At 42.2% G+C, this 17,592-nt stretch carries 14 protein-coding genes and 1 riboswitch; of the genes, 5 read left to right on the forward strand and 9 right to left on the reverse strand.

Translation table 11 applies throughout. The annotated features are described in order from the left end of the window. Nucleotides 1-43: 43 nt before the first annotated feature. The 3 genes from AK825_RS00455 to AK825_RS00465 all read right to left on the reverse strand — a co-directional run bounded on the left by AK825_RS00455 (nt 44) and on the right by AK825_RS00465 (nt 3,180). Nucleotides 44-562, reverse strand: a complete 519-nt coding sequence (locus tag AK825_RS00455; protein WP_068033706.1) for a hypothetical protein — start codon at nt 560-562, stop codon at nt 44-46. A 156-nt stretch (nt 563-718) separates the two neighbouring features. After that, nucleotides 719-976 (reverse strand): YheV family putative metal-binding protein, encoded by a 258-nt coding sequence (locus AK825_RS00460; protein WP_068033707.1) that lies wholly within the window; start codon nt 974-976, stop codon nt 719-721. Further along, entirely contained in the window at nt 976-3,180 is a 2,205-nt protein-coding gene (locus AK825_RS00465; RefSeq protein ID WP_068033709.1) for a M3 family metallopeptidase, read from the reverse strand. The genes AK825_RS00460 and AK825_RS00465 overlap by 1 nt, the downstream gene beginning before the upstream one ends. A gap of 566 nt (nt 3,181-3,746) precedes the next feature. Between AK825_RS00465 and AK825_RS00470 the strand changes: the two genes are divergently transcribed. The 3 genes from AK825_RS00470 (at nt 3,747) to AK825_RS00480 (ending at nt 6,951) form a co-directional block, all read left to right on the forward strand. After that, entirely contained in the window at nt 3,747-4,859 is a 1,113-nt protein-coding gene (locus tag AK825_RS00470; RefSeq protein ID WP_068033711.1) for a hypothetical protein, read from the forward strand. Nucleotides 4,860-5,064: 205 nt separating this feature from the next. Next, the gene (locus AK825_RS00475; RefSeq protein WP_068038832.1) at nt 5,065-5,823 is read left to right on the forward strand and encodes an endonuclease/exonuclease/phosphatase family protein; all 759 of its coding nucleotides are present in this window, start codon (nt 5,065-5,067) and stop codon (nt 5,821-5,823) included. A 123-nt stretch (nt 5,824-5,946) separates the two neighbouring features. Continuing rightward, entirely contained in the window at nt 5,947-6,951 is a 1,005-nt protein-coding gene (locus AK825_RS00480; RefSeq protein ID WP_068033717.1) for an NADP-dependent oxidoreductase, read from the forward strand. On the opposite strand, the gene AK825_RS00485 is transcribed toward AK825_RS00480, so the two are convergent. From AK825_RS00485 to AK825_RS00495, 3 genes are read right to left on the reverse strand one after another with little or no spacing between them, the layout of a single operon-like run. Beyond that, nucleotides 6,948-7,565: an alpha-ketoglutarate-dependent dioxygenase AlkB gene (locus tag AK825_RS00485; protein WP_068033720.1), complete on the reverse strand. Its 618-nt coding sequence runs from the start codon at nt 7,563-7,565 to the stop codon at nt 6,948-6,950. The two genes, AK825_RS00480 and AK825_RS00485, sit on opposite strands and share 4 nt — an antisense overlap. Before the next feature lie 8 nt (nt 7,566-7,573). After that, complete coding sequence (locus tag AK825_RS00490) at nt 7,574-8,464, reverse strand: alpha/beta hydrolase (RefSeq protein WP_068033722.1); 891 nt, start codon at nt 8,462-8,464, stop codon at nt 7,574-7,576. Nucleotides 8,465-8,505: 41 nt separating this feature from the next. Beyond that, complete coding sequence (locus tag AK825_RS00495; RefSeq protein WP_068038836.1) at nt 8,506-10,416, reverse strand: ABC transporter ATP-binding protein; 1,911 nt, start codon at nt 10,414-10,416, stop codon at nt 8,506-8,508. 359 nt (nt 10,417-10,775) lie between these two features. Between AK825_RS00495 and AK825_RS00500 the strand changes: the two genes are divergently transcribed. Further along, nucleotides 10,776-11,681 (forward strand): hypothetical protein, encoded by a 906-nt coding sequence (locus tag AK825_RS00500; RefSeq protein WP_068033724.1) that lies wholly within the window; start codon nt 10,776-10,778, stop codon nt 11,679-11,681. A 285-nt stretch (nt 11,682-11,966) separates the two neighbouring features. Next, nucleotides 11,967-12,857 (forward strand): fructose bisphosphate aldolase, encoded by an 891-nt coding sequence (locus tag AK825_RS00505; protein WP_068033726.1) that lies wholly within the window; start codon nt 11,967-11,969, stop codon nt 12,855-12,857. Between the two features lie 241 nt (nt 12,858-13,098). Here the strand turns inward: AK825_RS00505 and thiC are convergent, their stop codons facing one another. The 3 genes from thiC to argH all read right to left on the reverse strand — a co-directional run bounded on the left by thiC (nt 13,099) and on the right by argH (nt 17,419). Further along, nucleotides 13,099-15,036, reverse strand: coding sequence for a phosphomethylpyrimidine synthase ThiC (thiC, locus tag AK825_RS00510; RefSeq protein WP_068033727.1), 1,938 nt, complete (start codon nt 15,034-15,036; stop codon nt 13,099-13,101). A 246-nt stretch (nt 15,037-15,282) separates the two neighbouring features. After that, nucleotides 15,283-15,427: riboswitch (TPP riboswitch) on the reverse strand. Nucleotides 15,428-15,517: 90 nt separating this feature from the next. Continuing rightward, a complete protein-coding gene (locus tag AK825_RS00515; protein ID WP_068033730.1) occupies nt 15,518-15,808 on the reverse strand; it encodes an oxidative damage protection protein in 291 nt (96 codons plus the stop codon). Nucleotides 15,809-16,045: 237 nt separating this feature from the next. Beyond that, on the reverse strand, nt 16,046-17,419 hold the full coding sequence (gene argH, locus AK825_RS00520; RefSeq protein WP_068033732.1) for an argininosuccinate lyase: 1,374 nt from the start codon (nt 17,417-17,419) through the stop codon (nt 16,046-16,048). Between the last annotated feature and the right edge of the window lie 173 nt (nt 17,420-17,592).

Raw genomic sequence — 17,592 nt, forward strand, 5'->3', positions numbered from 1 at the left:
ACTGACATACTGTTATCCAACTCAATGTTTTTAAGATGATAGCTTATTGAGGAGTTTGTGCGGCTTCTAACTGTGCGATTTGCTGCTCAAGCAATTTTATTTGTTCAGCTTTCATATCTGTCAGTTTTTTATTCATTTGTACTTGCTCAACTGCTAGTTTCTCTTGTTCTACTAGTCGTTGACGCTCGTCTTCTAAGCGATCGACTTCTTCCTTGGCTAAACTGTCAGTTTCCGGTAATGACGCATTTAAAATTGCCTCAGAGTCAGGTGTTTGTATCTCAGTTGTCTCAGCGCCTTCATTAATCGAAAGGTCGCTATCAGTATCATCAATACTCGTTGAATCCATAGTCGTTGGTATCGTATCAACTTGAGATTGCTCAGGTTCTGTCGGTATCTCTTTTACAAGCGTTGAGGTGCTCGGAAGCGGGCGTGGCCAAACGAAATAAGCGATAACGATAAGTAGCAGCAACAAAGCTATGGTTATCAGTCTTTTTAGACGGATACCCGTTGGCTTAGTTGTTGCTGTTTTGGTCAGAAGAGGCGAAGGTTTCTTAGAAGTCATACTGTAACCAGTTTATATCGAAAACAAAGTTTCCATACTATAGCAAACTAAAAAACAAAAGCCTATCAATTGATAGGCTAGTAGTGAGTGCATTATTGACGACTTAGCCCAAAGCTTCTATCATTTTATAAGTATATTTACTATAAAAATTTGAAGTTAAGGTTTGAATTTTACTGTGCCACTAGTACCGGTTACCATTGCATCGCGATTAATCTGATCCTCAAGATGATTCTTGGCGCTAATCTCATCAGGGTCGGGACGGTGTTCACTATGGCCACACAGGGTACATTCAATATATTCATCAGGTGCTGGCGTCACGACATTTATTTGCACTACTGCATCTAACGCCTGACACTTAGGGCAACGTACTCCCGCTAAGAATTGCCTTTTTGGACGACTAGATTGATAACGCATTAGCTGACCTCGCGCTTAGTTTGAGCATTTGCCGCAGTATTGATATCTGTATTATTAAAGCCACTATGACGTAACAACGCGTCAATACTGGCACTACGACCACGGAAATTCTCAAAGTTGGTTTTTGCCGGCAAGCTACCGCCCACAGATAAGATAGTCTCGCGGAAGGCTTTACCAGTGATTGGGTTAAAGATGCCGTCTTCTTCAAACTTACTAAACGCATCCGCAGATAGCAGCTCAGCCCATTTATAAGAATAATAACCTGCTGCATAGCCACCCGCAAAGATATGACTAAAACCATTAGCAAAGCGGTTGTAATCGGGTGTTTCCATAATGGCAATATCACTGCGAACGTCATTAAGTGTTGCAAGGATACCGGCATAATCAAGCGCTGGCGTATGCGAGTGAATAAGTAAATCGAACAGTGCAAACTCAATTTGACGCAATGTTTGCATGCCACTTTGGAAGTTCTTGGCAGCTAATAAGGCATCAAGCTTATCTTTTGGTAATGGCTCACCCGTCTCGACATGACTGCTAATAAGCGCAATGCCTTCAGCATCCCACGCCCAGTTTTCCATAAACTGACTGGGTAGCTCGACCGCATCCCACTCAACCCCGTTTACGCCCGCGACATCACCGACCGTTACTTGGGTCAATAGGTGATGTAAACCATGACCAAACTCATGAAATAAAGTTAATACTTCATCATGGGTGAGCAAACTTGGCTTACCGTCTAGCGCTGGGGTAAAGTTGCCGACCATAAAGCAAACTGGTAGCTGCTGATATCCTTGCTCATCATTGCTATAGCGTGACTGAAAACCACTCATCCACGCACCGCCACGCTTGCTACTACGTGCAAATAAGTCAAAGTAAAAGCCACCGAGCAATGTATCGTTTGCATCAAATAATTGATAAAAGCGTACGTCATCATGCCAACGTGAAACGGCATTGGTTTCATCTTTCGTAGCTTCATTAGGACTATTTTGTTCTTGTACTTTAATGCCGTATAAACGCTCAACGATAGCAAAGAGACCGTCAATAACTTTCGGTAAGGGGAAGTACGGACGAATCTCTTCTTGCGATAAACTAAATTTATTTTGTTTTACCTTTTCGGCAATATAAGCACTGTCCCATGGTTGTAGCTCAGCGATGTCATAATCACGTGCACATTCTTGCAGCTGGGCTAAATCTTGTTCAGCAGTAGGCTTAGCTTTGGTAGCCAAATTGCGTAAAAAGGTCTCGACTTCTGCTACGTTGTCTGCCATTTTGGTCGAAAGGGACACTTCAGCATAATTAGCAAAGCCTAATAGCTGGGCTTTTTGTTCGCGTAGCTGCAGAATTTGGCCCATGATGTCAGCGTTATTTAGCGACTCGCCTTTAGCATTGGTATGAGTATCAAATTCAGAAGCACGGGTCACATAAGCGCGGTATAAAGTTTCACGCAGTTTGCGATTGTCCGCATGGGTCATGACCGCTAGATATACAGGAATATTCAGAGTCGCGACATAGTAGGGTGTTGGTAATACATCAATCTCAGCTTGTGTAAGCGTACCACTGGCAAGTTCACGAGCTTTATATTGCTCACCGGCATCGGCTAGTAGTGCCAAGCCGCTTTCTGTTAAACCTGCCAATTGCTCTTCTTGTAATGGCAATGCAAAGGCTTGGGTAGCATCCAAGATATGATCGGAGAACGTTGCAGATAAGGTAGATAATTTACTTTGAATGTCAGCAAATTCGTCCTGCTTATCTTTGGGTAGCGCTACACCAGACAGCTCAAAGCTTTGTAATGCAAGCTCAATGGCACGCGCACGTGCTGGCTCAAGCTCTGCAAAAAATTCTTTATCATTGACGATAGCTTGGTAACGGCTAAATAGTGGCTGGTGCTGACCGACTCGAGTACCGTAAGCGGATAGTTTAGGTAACAACTCATGATGTACATAACGAATCTCGTCATTACTCATCACACTATTAAGATGCGATAAGACTCCCCAACTCCGATCCAATGCCAAATTAATATGATCAAAAGCAATCACATCAGTCAATGCCTGCTTAGCACTTATATTACTAGTGTTGTCTGTAGATGTTGTTAGCTCGTCTAGAAAGTTATTACCTTGCTCAATCGCATCATCTACTTTTACCTGTAATTCGTTAGGCTTCGCTGCGGTAAAGTCGATAAGATGTAGGTTTGGGTCAATCGTAGTCATAGAGGTATCCAATGGTAATAAATGGCTAATTGTTATTTGGTTAATTATTGTTGAATAGTTTAATTTCTTTTTAGCATATACAAGTTAGCAAATTCAAAGAAAGCTATCTAAATGATGGGTATGCTTTGGTAAAAATGCAAGCCAGCAGCCGTAGACTAAAAGTAAATCGTCTATATTGTTTATAGGATATATTGTTTGTCAGATAAATATTATGATTATTAGATGTCTCAAAATATGGTTTTCATTAGTGATGCTTACAAAGCGTCATCATTTGCTTGCAAACTAACCCTATAGCTAGCAACATTAACTTGATAGCATCATAGTTGTTCTACATAAAGTTGTCCTACATAAAAATCAGAATATACTTGTAAATAAGTATAAAAAATAACGGACGTATAGTGTGCATGACAATACATTAAACAAAGCAGTTGAATAGATAAAAGCTGTCCGATGATTAACTATGTCATAGCATTGACATAACTTGGTTAGGATAGCCCTATAGATAAAGCCAGTCTTTATCATTTAGCTACTCAAAACCGACAACAATAACATAAGGAAAAATGTTTATGAAAGCGACCCTCAAGAGTTTACGTGAAACCAAAGCCAATCCAGCAGTGAGTATATTTGTTAAGACCCATCGCGCGCATCCAGCGAATGAACAAGATCCTATCGCTCTAAAAAACCAGTTGAAAGTGATGGAAGAGCGTTTAACCAGCGAATATGATAAGCGTACCGCAACGACTATTCTAGAAAACATTCATGCCAAAACTAATGATTTAAATCATAACTATAATCTTGATACATTAGCGATATTTGCTAGCACTGATGATGTGCAAGTCATCCGTATGCCAATTGATACTACAGAACGGGTTATTATTTCAGATCGATTTGCAACCCGTGACTTAGTTCGCGATATGGCAAGTGCGGTACATTATTATACGGTAGTCCTGACCCGTGATAAGGCGCGACTCATCGAAGCTTCTAACGATCGTGTGGTAATGGAATTCGACAAGGATGATGATAGTCAAAATCATATGGAAAGCATCCCATTCCCTATCGATAATAATGGACTATATACTACAGGCGATGGTGGCTCTGATCGTTCATCTAACAATGAAAGCAGTTATCTAAAAGAGTTCTTTAATCAAGTTGACAAAAGTGTTCAAGAACTATGGGGTGAGCACAAAATGCCACTCGTCATTGTTGGTGATGCAAAAAACATCGGCTACTACAAAGAAGTCTGTGATCGTCCAGACAATATTATTGCAATGGTTTCAAACGCTACCAATCTAGATGATGGTAGTGCACAACATATCGTTAACTCGGTACAAGAGGCGGTAGAAGAATATCGTACTTCATTACATACAGCAGCATTGGGTGAGATTGACAAAGCACGCGGGGCTGACATGCTTCGGACTGATCTGCAGGATGTATATCGTGCTGCATATCAAGGCGCTGGTGAGACCTTGTATGTACGTCGCGGTTACATGCAGGCTGCGATGATTGACGAAAAAGCACAGACATTAACTGCTGCTAATGATGCATCTGAAAAAGGTGTGACTGATGACGCTGTTGGCGAAATCATTGAGCATGTCATTCATAATGGTGGTGAGGCTGTGTTTATGCCACAAGATATTATGAGTGATGATCAGCCAATTGCTTTGGTTACGCGCTACTAATTGTTATTTAGCTAGCCAGTTAGCTTAGCAATAATGATTTAGCATCAACAAAAAAAGCATTGGTTCAGTATGAGCCAATGCTTTTTTGCATTTTATATAATTCATATAGTTGCGATAAAGCTAAGACAAAATTACCATTCCTGTTGTTATAGCGCGAATAACGCCTATAATCGCTTATAACACTTATTTTATGAATACTGAATTTATGATTAATAAAAACTCTTTTGTTGTGACCAGCTATAACATCCATAAAGGCATGTCGCCACTTAATCGCCGAGTAAAAATGCAAGGGATTGCTCAAGCCCTTGAAGAAGTAGGCTCTGATGTCCTATGTTTACAAGAGGTGCAAGGTCAGCATTTGAGGCGCAATATGCACTATAACGAATACCCTGATCAATCTCAGCATGAATGGTTTGGTGAGTATCTGCAGCTAGAAAATAGCTATGGTAAAAATTCAGAATATGAAAATGGTCATCATGGTAATGCGGTACTGAGCCGATTTCCACTAGATCCAAAGCATAACGTTAACATTACTGTGAATAAACTTGAGCAACGCGGTGTCTTGCATTGTGAGGTGCAGCCAGCTGGTTGGGATGTGCCAGTGGTGGTATTGTGCGCTCACTTGAACCTATTTGAGCGTGATCGTATTAAGCAATATCAAGCCATTAGTGATTACATGCGCAACGAGATAGCTCCGAATCAACCTCTGATTTTAGCGGGTGATTTTAACGACTGGAAAAAGCTATCTTGTGACACCTTAGCAAGTGATCTTGGGATGACTGAGGCTTTTAAACAATGTCATGGTAAATTGTTACCGACCTTTCCTGCAAAGCTGCCTGTGCTAAGTTTAGATCGTATCTATGTACGTAATCTTACTGTGAAAAACGCTTGGGTACATACTGGTAAACCTTGGTCAAAATTGTCCGATCACTTGCCTATTAGTGCTGAGTTGGCTTTGTTATAGTATAGGTTCGCTACCTATAAATTGAATAATACCTGTTTCTTTTTTAATAAAATTAAAGCTCAAAAAATTCCAAATTAATAAGATAATTAACTACTAGCACATAAAATATAAGGATATATACCTATGTCTAACCTTTCTAATAAACCATTGCCAACGACTCAACACGCTGTACTTATTCGTGAGTTTGGTGAACCCGATGTCATGAACTATCAAGACGATGTCGCTATCCCTGAGTTAAGTGATGACCAAGTGTTAGTGAAAGTCGCGTATGCAGGCATTAATCCCGTTGATTATAAAACTCGCCAAGGTAAGGGCTGGGGTGCCGAGAATATCCGTAAAAATAAATTTGACCATGACAAACCTGCTATTTTAGGTTTTGATATGGCTGGTGTTGTGGTCAAAAGTAATAACGATCAGTTTACTGTTGATGAGAAAGTCGCAGCGCTTACTTTTGATGGTGGCTGCTATGCTGAGTATGTCGCAGTCGATGCTACATTGCTGGCTAAAGTGCCAGAATCGATAACGCTAGAGCAGGCAGGTGCACTCCCTTGTGTAGGACAAACAGCGCTACAATTTGTAGAGTTTGCTGATATCAAAAAAGGCGAGCATGTCGTAATGAATGCCCCGGCAGGTGGTGTTGGTCATCTACTCATTCAGTTATTAATGGACAAGGTAAATCAGGACGATATCAAAATCACTGTTATTTGTTCACCAGAAAAGTATGCCAAGCTTGATGACCTTATAGATAAGAGCAGGCTAGCAGGCTGGGTTGATTATACTAAAGAGGATGCGTTCCCTGATTTGCAAGCGGATGTACTACTGGACTTGGTCGGTGGTGATGCAGGTGTACGTGCGCTTGATGTGCTCAAGTCTGGTGGACGCGTCAATGTGCTACCAACGATTTGGGTCGATAAGCTCAAGGAGGCTGGCAGCCAAAAAGATCTAAATGTCGCTGGTTATAAAGCTCAACGTAGTGGGCAAGATATGGCAAGAGTATTACAACAAGTGGCAACTGGTAAGCTCAAATTACATATTCAGCAGACTTATCCGCTATCTGAGATCGTTGCCGCTCACACTGAGCTACAAAAAGGCGATACCTTTGGCAAAATTGTCTTAAAAGCCAGCTAATCTGAAAGCACGTGCCGAAACGTTAGACTAATTCGTCCATCGGCTACTGTTTTAGTCTTAGTGACGGTGTGCTTCCAAAATGCTTGGGTATCACCATGCATAACGATAAGCTGACCAGACTCAAGATGAAGCTCGACTTTATCTTGAGTTTTTTTATGCTTAAAAACAAATTTTCGTGTAGCGCCAACGGACAAGGAAGCAATAATTGGCTGATAGCCTAGCTCCTTTTCATCATCCGCATGATAGCCCATACCGTCAGATCCTGAAGGGTAATAATTTAGCAAACAAGTATTAAAGTCAGCGGCGATTCCAATATTTGCCAGCTGTCGCTCGACAACTTGTTTCACATGAAACACTGCATCTGACCATGGAATGCTTTGGCGCGCATGACCGGAGTATTGGTAACTGGTATCTTCTTCACCCATCCAAACAATCTGACGAGTGGTGACATGAGTTTTACCAAATAAAGTTACGATATCAGAGCACCAAGGAAGCTCAGTTAAAAGTTTGTCGTAGAGGTCATTAGGATTATTAATAATAACTCCTAAATTATTGACCTTACCATCATAGGGTAACAAGTTATCAGTGGGTGCTGGGGCAAAAAGATCAGTCATGGTTTGGTTTATTTACGGCTTTGATAGTGTTCACTTATGATTTGCGCACATAATTCAGGCGCTTCCATCGGTAACAAGTGACCGTAATCTGTTAGTGATATGATGCTGTTGTCAGGTACAAAATTTTGCCATTGCTTGCGAACTTTATGGTTAATAAACAAAGTTGGTTTACCGGTAATAAGCGTATAGGGGCAGCGCAATTTTTTAAGAGATTTATCAATATGTGGCGTGCCAAAGTAATTGGCGAGCTCTTGCTCTGGATCAAATATTAGAGAGTAGCTGCCATCAGTATTTGCAGCAAGGCTTTGTTCAGCGAACACCAACAAGTGCTCATCACTGATACGTCTGTAAGCACGTTGTTCGCGCAGGTGCTCATAGTAACCTTCGATACTTGACCAATTCGTTCGCTTGGTTAGTGTGCTTTTAAAAGGCTCGCGGCTGAGCATAAAAGCCCGTGGGAGTAAATTATACAGTGCTGTTTGTTTCTTGGTAAAAGTGACTGGCTCGATAAGGTATAGTTGTGAGAATAGATCGGGACGCTTGGCCGCCGCCATTGCGGTAGCGGTTGCCCCTTGTGAATGTCCAATACCGATAATAGGTGCATCTTGAGTTTTGTCCAAAAACTTAATGAGCATATCGGCATCTTGTTCACGAGTCAGGCGACGAGCTTTGGGCTTGTCGTACCAATAGCCACGCATTGCTAGCGAGGTTATATCAAAATTATCCGCAAGATTATGCATTAGAGGCTGATAGGTACCGACAGTGAAGCTATTACCACCATAAAAATGCGCAGCTGGACGTTTGTGGGTATTTTCTCCTACCGCCGCATTAAGCTGGCTTAGGTCGTAATAGCGGGCTTGTTGTCCACTGATATCAATACTGTTTGTAAATGCTTCCATGAGAATAACACTTCCTTGTGACTCATTATGTTTAACGATAATTAATTGTTTTCACCTAAGAAACCACCACTTTGACGCTGCCATAATCCAGCATAGACGCCATTTAGTGCTAATAATTCATCATGGCTGCCTTGTTCGATGATTTGACCTTTATCCATGACCACCAATCTATCAAGCGCTGCAATCGTTGACAGACGATGGGCAATAGCAATGACGGTCTTGCCAGTCATGATATCATTTAGGCTTTCAGTGATGGCATACTCAATCTCAGAGTCGAGCGCACTTGTCGCTTCGTCCAATAATAAAATTGGCGCATTTTTTAGCATAACGCGTGAGATGGCAATACGTTGACGCTGACCGCCAGAGAGTTTGACCCCGCGTTCTCCAACCTGCGTATCAAGACCAGTATTGCCTTTATCATCATATAAGTCTTTGATAAACTCCCAAGCTTGTGCTTGCTTAGTGGCAAGAATGATTTCTTCATCGCTGGCATCAGGACGTCCATAGGCGATGTTTTCACGTACGGTACGATGGAGCAGTGAGGTATCCTGCGTTACCATACCGATTTGCTGACGCAAGGATTCTTGAGTGACTTCATCAATCGCTTGTCCATCGATATAAATTTTACCTTTATCAACATCAAAGAAGCGCAGTAATAAATTCACTAGGGTCGATTTACCAGCACCTGAACGTCCAACCAAACCGATTTTTTCACCGGGTTTGATATCTAAATAGAAGTTATCCAGTAGTTTTACTTGTGAGGGGATAAGCGCTGTTCCTTCAGTATCAACCTCATCAATGCGCTCACCTTCGATATCATCTTCACCCTCATAACTAAAATCAACACGGTCAAAGACGATATGACCATCGGTAACTTTTAGATTAGAAGCGTTAGGCGCATCAACGATAGTCTGCGGTGCAGATAAGGTACGCATACCGTCTTGGGCGGTACCAATGCTCTCAAACAAGCTTGCTGTTTGCCACATAATCCACTGCGTTAAACCGTTTAATCGTAATGCCATTGCGGTTGCTGCGGCAATAGCCCCAACGCCAATATCGCCTTGTTGCCATAAATAGATACCAATCCCAGCCGTACTACTCACTAAAATAACGCTGATCAGATGGGTTGAGATCTCTAAATAGCTGACCCAGCGCATTTGCGCATGAACCGTTCCTAAAAACTGACCCATAGCGTTCTTAGCATAACCCAGCTCACGGCGCGAATGACTGAACAATTTAACGGTCATAATATTGGCATAAGCGTCAGTGATACGGCCAACCATCAACGCGCGGGCATCAGCCTGTACGATAGCAGTCCGTTTAAGCTTGGGAATAAAGAAACGTAAAGTAAAGCCAACGAGTACAAACCAGATGATAAATGGGATTAATAATAAGCTGTCTAAGTTAAATAAAATGACACCGGTGGTAATAAAATAAACGATCACATACATAAACATATCAGTGACCGTCATCACCGTATCGCGCACGGCCAGTGCGGTTTGCATTACCTTGGCAGAAACTCGACCAGAAAACTCATCTTGATAAAACTGCATCGACTGCCCGAGCATATGCTGATGAAAACGCCAGCGCATTTGCATCGGGAACACGCCCTGAATCGACTGAAAATGAATAAACGATGATAAGGCAATCCAAAACGGACTCAGTAGCATTACCGCTAGCATCAAAAGGAGCACGTCGCCTTTTTCAGTCCATAGCGTTTGCGGCGTATAGATACCTAGCCAGTCAACTATATTACCAATCCATGCAAATAACATCGCTTCATAAATGCCGATACCCGCGGACAAAATCATAAAAAACAGTAGCCAGCCACGTAAACCTTTGGTACATGCCCACAAAAATCTCAACAGCCCTTGACGAGGTGAGGGCAATGGCATAGGAGTATCAGGAAAGGCGGGTAGACGATTTTCAAAAAAACGAAATAGAGCATTCATAGGCAAAAATGATACGCCAAGATAAACGATATTAAACGTCATCTTGGGCACTTACTTGTGTTATTGGGATTGCGCACTATTTTAGCAAAACTTCAGAGTTACACCTGCATGCTAATTGTAATTTGAACGCTACAGGTCGTATTTGGTATTAACTATTAAAAACCACTATAAATAGATTGCTGTACAAAAAATATTTTGTTACCTTCCCCTATTTCGTTTTATTCAATGGGGTATATTCTCTATTAATAATCATTGGCTTATCTAAAAATCAAGCGCTTAAAAATGACTATATCAAGATTCTCAGCACTGGCATACGAACAATAAACCCGCAAAATTGCAATTTAAGAAGGTAGAAGCTAATGATTTATTTAACGATTGCGGTGCTATGTAGTGTCGCTGTTTCCGTTCTGCTCAAAATTCTAAGACGGAAAAACATAGATATACGCCAAACAATCGTGGCCGGTTATCCAGTCGCCTTTTTACTGACTTTTATCTTATTAAAACCAGATGTGAGTAGTGTTAATACACTTGGCGCTGCATGGGGCATTATTATCGCTCTTGGTGTGCTGTTGCCCGTCATATTTGTAATGCTTGGACGTGCGATTGAAGCGGTTGGAATGGTGGCAACCGATGCGGCTCAGCGTTTATCATTGATTATTCCTATTGTCGCAGCCTTTTTATTATTTGGTGAAATTCTGACTGGCACGCGCATATTTGGGCTAGCTTTAGGGTTTTTGGCACTAGGAGCCTTGGTTTATCGTCCGCAGCAAGCTGTCATTGTTAATACCAGTGGCAATACTAGTAGTATAAGTATGGCAGCTACTGAGACTGCTAATAAAAATCCTGTACTCAGAACACCGCTATGGTTGTTTGGGGTGTGGGCAGGTTATGGCATCATTGATATTTTGTTCAAACAAGTTGCCAAGCAAGGCACGGCATTTCCCTTGACCTTATTTGTCAGCTTTGGACTGGCAGGGTTGTTGTTGTTTATTTATTTGCTCATCACCCATGTACGCTGGCAAGGCCAAGCTCTGATGGCTGGTTTACTGCTTGGTGCGCTCAACATGGGTAATATTTATGCATATGTGCGTGCACATCAAGTATTGTCTGACTCACCAAGTATCGTATTCACAGGTATGAACGTTGGAGTCATCGCAGTGGCGACTATCATTGGAGTAGGTGTCTTTAAAGAATCTCTTAATCGTATCAATATGCTGGGATTGTTGTTAGCAGTAAGCGCTGTGGCAGTACTGTTCTTAGCTTAGACAACGAGACAATGTAAATTTCACGAGCAATTTAACATTTATAATAGGAATAGAAGGTTAAGTTTGTATATGCTGATATCAGTATATATAATAAAGCATAGTGATATCATATATAAATCCAACAACTGTTCTTAAAAATCACTAATTCTTAACTTATTCAATGTAGGCACATAGTATGTCCTATGGTAAAGTTATTTATAGTTAGATCGTATGCAAGTTGTCATATAGCGCATAAGGTGTCACAGTAAAATTGATACTTATTAATAATTAGAGGATACACACTTAATGGAATATCAAAAGCAATTACAACGGATAAAAGACGGTTCAGGATTCATCGCAGCACTCGACCAAAGTGGTGGAAGCACGCCTAAGGCACTTGAAAATTATGGCGTGAGTGGAGATGAGTACGATAATGACGAGGCCATGTTTGATCTTGTACATGAGATGCGTGTACGGATTATGACTTGCGACTGCTTTGATAACGAGCGTGTCCTTGGGGCGATTTTGTTCGAAGATACGATGGATCGTGAAGTCAATGGTAAGCCTACGGCTAACTATCTATGGGAAGATAAAAATATCGTGCCTTTTTTAAAGGTGGATAAAGGCTTAGCAGAACAAATGAGCGGCGTACAAGTGATGCGTCCAATACCTAATTTGGATGCATTATTGGATAAAGCCCAAAACTACCCAGTGTTTGGCACTAAAATGCGTTCAGTAATTTATGAGCCAAGTGTCGATGGTATTGAGCTTGTCGTCCAGCAGCAGTTTGATGTGGCGAAGCAAATTATCTCTAAGGGTTTTATGCCTATCGTTGAGCCAGAAGTAGATATCAATAGTGCTGAGAAGCACGAATGCGAGCTACTGCTTAAAACCAATCTATTGCATAACCTTGAGCGCTTGGTTGATGATAAGCAAGTGATGCTTAAGCTGACTTTGCCTGAAGAATCTGGTTTCTACCAAGAATTGATTGATCATCCAAAAGTATTAAAAGTCGTTGCCTTGTCTGGCGGTTATAGCCGTAGCGATGCTTGCGAAAAGCTTAAGCAAAACCCAGGTATGATTGCCAGTTTCTCACGCGCGTTTACCGAAGGTTTGAGTAAACAGCAAAGCGATAAAGAATTTGCTGATACGATTAATACCTCAATCGATGAGATTTATAAAGCGTCGAAGGTTTAATCGAACCACTTTTCCTACATGCTAACGTAAAAAAAGCTTGAACCTAACAATTAGGTTCAAGCTTTTTATTTTAACTAGATTTTAGTAAATGAAGAGCTACACGTCTTTATACAACTGACGGCCTTCACTATGATGTTTTTCGATCATCTCTGCCATACCTTTACGTACTTCCTCGGCCTTGCCCAATAAGCTCAGTTTCTACTTCTTCAATCAGATGACCAGCATTGGTTAAGTCGCCCGTTTAAGGCGTTACCTTTTTATTAGCGGCATCTTTATCCAGTCCCGCTGCATATTCCCGCACGTTTTGAGTGATTTTCATCGAGCAAAATTTCGGGCCACACATTGAGCAAAAGTGGGCAGATTTGTGCGCATCTTTTGGCAAAGTTTCATCATGATATTCACGCGCGGTATCAGGGTCGAGGGCTAGATTAAACTGATCATCCCAGCGGAACTCAAAACGAGCTTTGGACAAAGCGTTATCACGTGCCTGCGCACCTGGATGACCTTTGGCAAGATCGGCAGCGTGAGCGGCAATCTTATAAGTGATGATGCCGTCTTTGACATCCTTTTTATTGGGCAGACCCAAATGCTCTTTTGGCGTGACATAACAAAGCATGGCGGTGCCGAACCAGCCAATCATCGCTGCTCCGATAGCACTGGTGATATGGTCATAACCCGGTGCAATATCGGTCGTTAATGGCCCTAACGTATAAAATGGCGCGTCCGCACACAGCTCAAGCTGCAAATCCATATTTTCTTTAATACGGTTCATCGCGACGTGACCCGGTCCTTCAACCATGACCTGCACATCATGCTCCCATGCCACTTTGGTCAGCTCACCCAAGGTTTTAAGTTCACTGAATTGCGCTTCATCATTGGCATCTTGTAAGCAACCAGGACGCAGACCATCACCCAAACTAAAGGCGACATCATAGGCTTTCATAATCTCACAGATATCTTCAAAGTGAGTGTACAAAAAGCTTTCTTGTTGGTGCGCCATGCACCACTGCGCCATGATTGAGCCACCACGTGACACAATGCCTGTAAGGCGTCCGGCAGTCATCGGTACATAATCGAGCAGTACACCTGCATGAATAGTGAAATAATCCACGCCTTGCTCTGCTTGTTCAATCAAGGTGTCGCGGAATATCTCCCATGTTAAATCTTCAGCGACGCCATCGACTTTTTCTAGCGCTTGATAAATAGGGACCGTACCAATCGGCACTGGTGAGTTACGAATTAGCCATTCGCGGGTTTCATGAATATGATTGCCGGTCGATAAATCCATAATGTTGTCTGCGCCCCAACGTGTTGCCCACGTCATTTTTGACACTTCTTCGTCAATAGAGGAGCCGAGTGCTGAGTTACCGATATTGGCGTTAATTTTTACTAGGAAATTGCGTCCGATAATCATCGGCTCAGATTCAGGGTGATTGATGTTATTAGGGATAATTGCGCGTCCAGCGGCAACTTCATCACGTACAAATTCAGGGGTGATAATTTTCGGCGTATTAGCACCGAAGCTCTCACCATCATGTTGACGCATATCAGTCAACTCGTGCTGCTTTTGCGTCTCACGAATGGCGATATACTCCATTTCAGGGGTGATAATGCCGCGACGAGCATAGTACATTTGCGTGACATTTTTGCCTGTTTTTGCACGGCGAGGTTTATCAATGTGGGCAAATCGTAAGTTGGCAGTGCTAATATCACGGGCGCGCGTTTGTCCATACTGACTTGATAGACCTTTTAACTGCTCGGTATCTCCGCGCTCGTTTATCCAGCCTTCACGTAATTTTGGCAATCCTTTGGTGAGGTCAATCTCAACATTGGGATCAGTATAAACACCTGATGTGTCATAGACATAAAACGGTGGGTTTTGCTCCCATTCGTTCTCAGAAATGCCTTGCACAGGGGTTGGATCAAGCGTTATTTCGCGCATCGGTACTTGAATATCGGGTCTTGAGCCTTCGATATAAATTTTACGGGAGGCGGGCAAAATACGGTGTAAGTCGCGGGCATCTTCTTCAAAGCGCGCGTCTGTTTGATGGCGATGGGCAGGTGTTTTTAGGGCATCTGCTTTTTTATCCACTTTGCTGTCAGTCGCGTTGAGCGAAGTATTAGCTGGGATATGGGTTTGAGCAGCTTTTGTGTTCGAGGTAATGTCTGAAATAGTCATATGCTGTCCTAGCGTGTTGGTTTTTGAATAAAATCAACACCGCCAGTAGCTGCGGGGTAAGCATTAGTTATCCATACGATTTCAATTTAAATAAAATAATTACTCTACTAAACTTAGAGCTAGTAAATTATTTTAGAAATTGGTGGACGCAGCTTCGTATCATTCGTCATTATATAGCGCTTAGCAAGCGACAAAAAATAGTGACGGTAATAAAAAGGCATTTCTGCACGCCCTTTGCACATATATAACCATTGCTTAAGACTTCCCTGCGTCGGTACTAACCGCATCAGGTTCGGCGGGTGATCTCTCAGCGAATGTATAAAGGCGATTACTTTAATAAAGTAAGTTTAGTAAAGCGAGCCTTTAATACACCGCACCCCGAGTCTGTCAGTGTTGTGAATCAACTTTATACTAGCAAACTTCTATGGCGAATTATAGTCATTTACCAAGTTTAATAGTATCAGGTTCAAAAGTGTAAATCTTAAGCCTCTGGTGTCCAACCTTGCGCACGCTCATAGTCTTCATTATCCAAAAACTTATCACGCTGTTCGGTTAAGAATTTTTTGGCTGCAGGATCCATCATGCTTAAATGGTTCTCATTAATAAGCATCGTCTGATGCTCAAGCCATTCTTTCCACGCTTTGTCAGATACCGTTTCTTGTAGCTCTTGACCTTTTTTATTAGGAAAAGGTGGATGCGGCATTTTTGGCAATTCTTGCTGATATTTACGGCAAAAAACTGTATTGGCTTGTGGGTTAAAACTCTCAGTCATGAGGCGCTCCTTATTAAGTAAGCTATTAATTTATTAAGTCAAATATCGATATCAACCTATGATAACGGTCTTGGTCGATTTAGCAAAGGCTATCAAGTATATAGAAGGTAACCGTAAATCTGCTTAATAGCAATTTTGCCAACAATATGACAAATAAAAAACACCCGCCCTAAGTAGTGAATGTTAGGAGCGAGTGTTAAATATACAATATTAAGGCGGTTTTTTTAAATCAGGCGTTTAAGCAAACACTTTTAAGCGTGCACGACCATTAACGACAGCTTGCTTAACTTGATTGGGTGCAGTGCCACCTAAATGATCACGAGCTGCTAATGAACCTTCTAATGTTAAAAAGTCAAACACATCATCACCGATAGCCTCACTAAACTGCTGTAGTTGGGCAAGTGACAAATCACTCAAATCAACACCCTCTTTAATACCTAGAGCAACGGCATTACCGACCACTTCATGCGCATCACGGAATGCCACACCTTGGCGTACGAGATAATCTGCTAAATCGGTCGCAGTCGCATAACCTTTCATGGTGGCAGCACGCATGTTTTCTTTGTTTGGCGTAATATTTGGCAACATATCAGCGAACGCCAAAAGCGAACCAGTTAAGGTATCAACACAATCGAATAGAGGTTCTTTGTCTTCTTGGTTGTCTTTATTATAGGCAAGCGGCTGACTTTTCATAAGGCTCAATAAGGTCATCAACTGACCAAATACGCGTGCTGCCTTACCGCGTACCAGCTCTGGCACATCAGGGTTTTTCTTTTGCGGCATAATAGATGAACCGGTACAAAAACGATCTGGTATCTGTACGAAGTTAAACTGCGCTGACATCCACAGAATAATCTCTTCGCTCATGCGTGACATATGCATCATTAAAATAGAAGCAGCTGAAGTAAACTCGATAGCAAAATCACGGTCAGAAACTGCATCTAGCGAATTCTGGCAAATACCTTCGAAACCAAGCAACTCAGCAGTGATAGTGCGATCGATTGGGAAGGTCGTACCAGCAAGGGCGGCGCTACCAAGTGGCATCTGATTGATACGGCGACGTGCATCAACTAGACGTTCAGTATCACGATATAACATCTCAAACCATGCCATTACATGATGGCCAAAGCTGACAGGCTGTGCGGTTTGCAAATGGGTAAAGCCTGGCATAATGGTATCGGTATGTTGTTCAGCCAAGTCAAGTAGGCCGCTTTGCAGACGTACCAATAAGGCAATGATATTGTCAGTTTCTTCACGCAACCACAAACGAATATCAGTTGCGACCTGATCATTACGGCTACGTCCAGTATGCAGCTTTTTACCCACTGCACCGACGATATCGGTTAAGCGCGACTCAACGTTCATGTGCACGTCTTCAAGCGCAATCGACCATTTAAACTCGCCTGCTTCAATCTCGACAAGCACCTGCTTTAGACCGTCGATAATTGTTGCAACCTCGTCAGCCGTCAGAATGTCACATTCTTTGAGCATAGTAGCGTGAGCGATTGAGCCTTCGATATCATGTCGCGCAAAGCGTTGGTCAAAGCCAACCGAAGCGGTAAAGGCTGCAACGAAGCTATCGGTCGCCTCACTAAAGCGTCCACCCCACATTTGTTGCCCCTGTGCATTGTGGGCAGGGCTGTCAGCTTGATTAGGGGTAGCGGCATTTGTCTGTGTGGCCGCTGCATTTGTGCTAAAATCAAGTGAATTTGAATTTTTATCTTGCTTGGGATTACTAGGATTTGAAGAGTTGGCGTTCATATTGGTCTAAGACAAGTCAGGAA

This window comes from Psychrobacter sp. P11G5 (assembly GCF_001593305.1).
Classification (GTDB): domain Bacteria; phylum Pseudomonadota; class Gammaproteobacteria; order Pseudomonadales; family Moraxellaceae; genus Psychrobacter.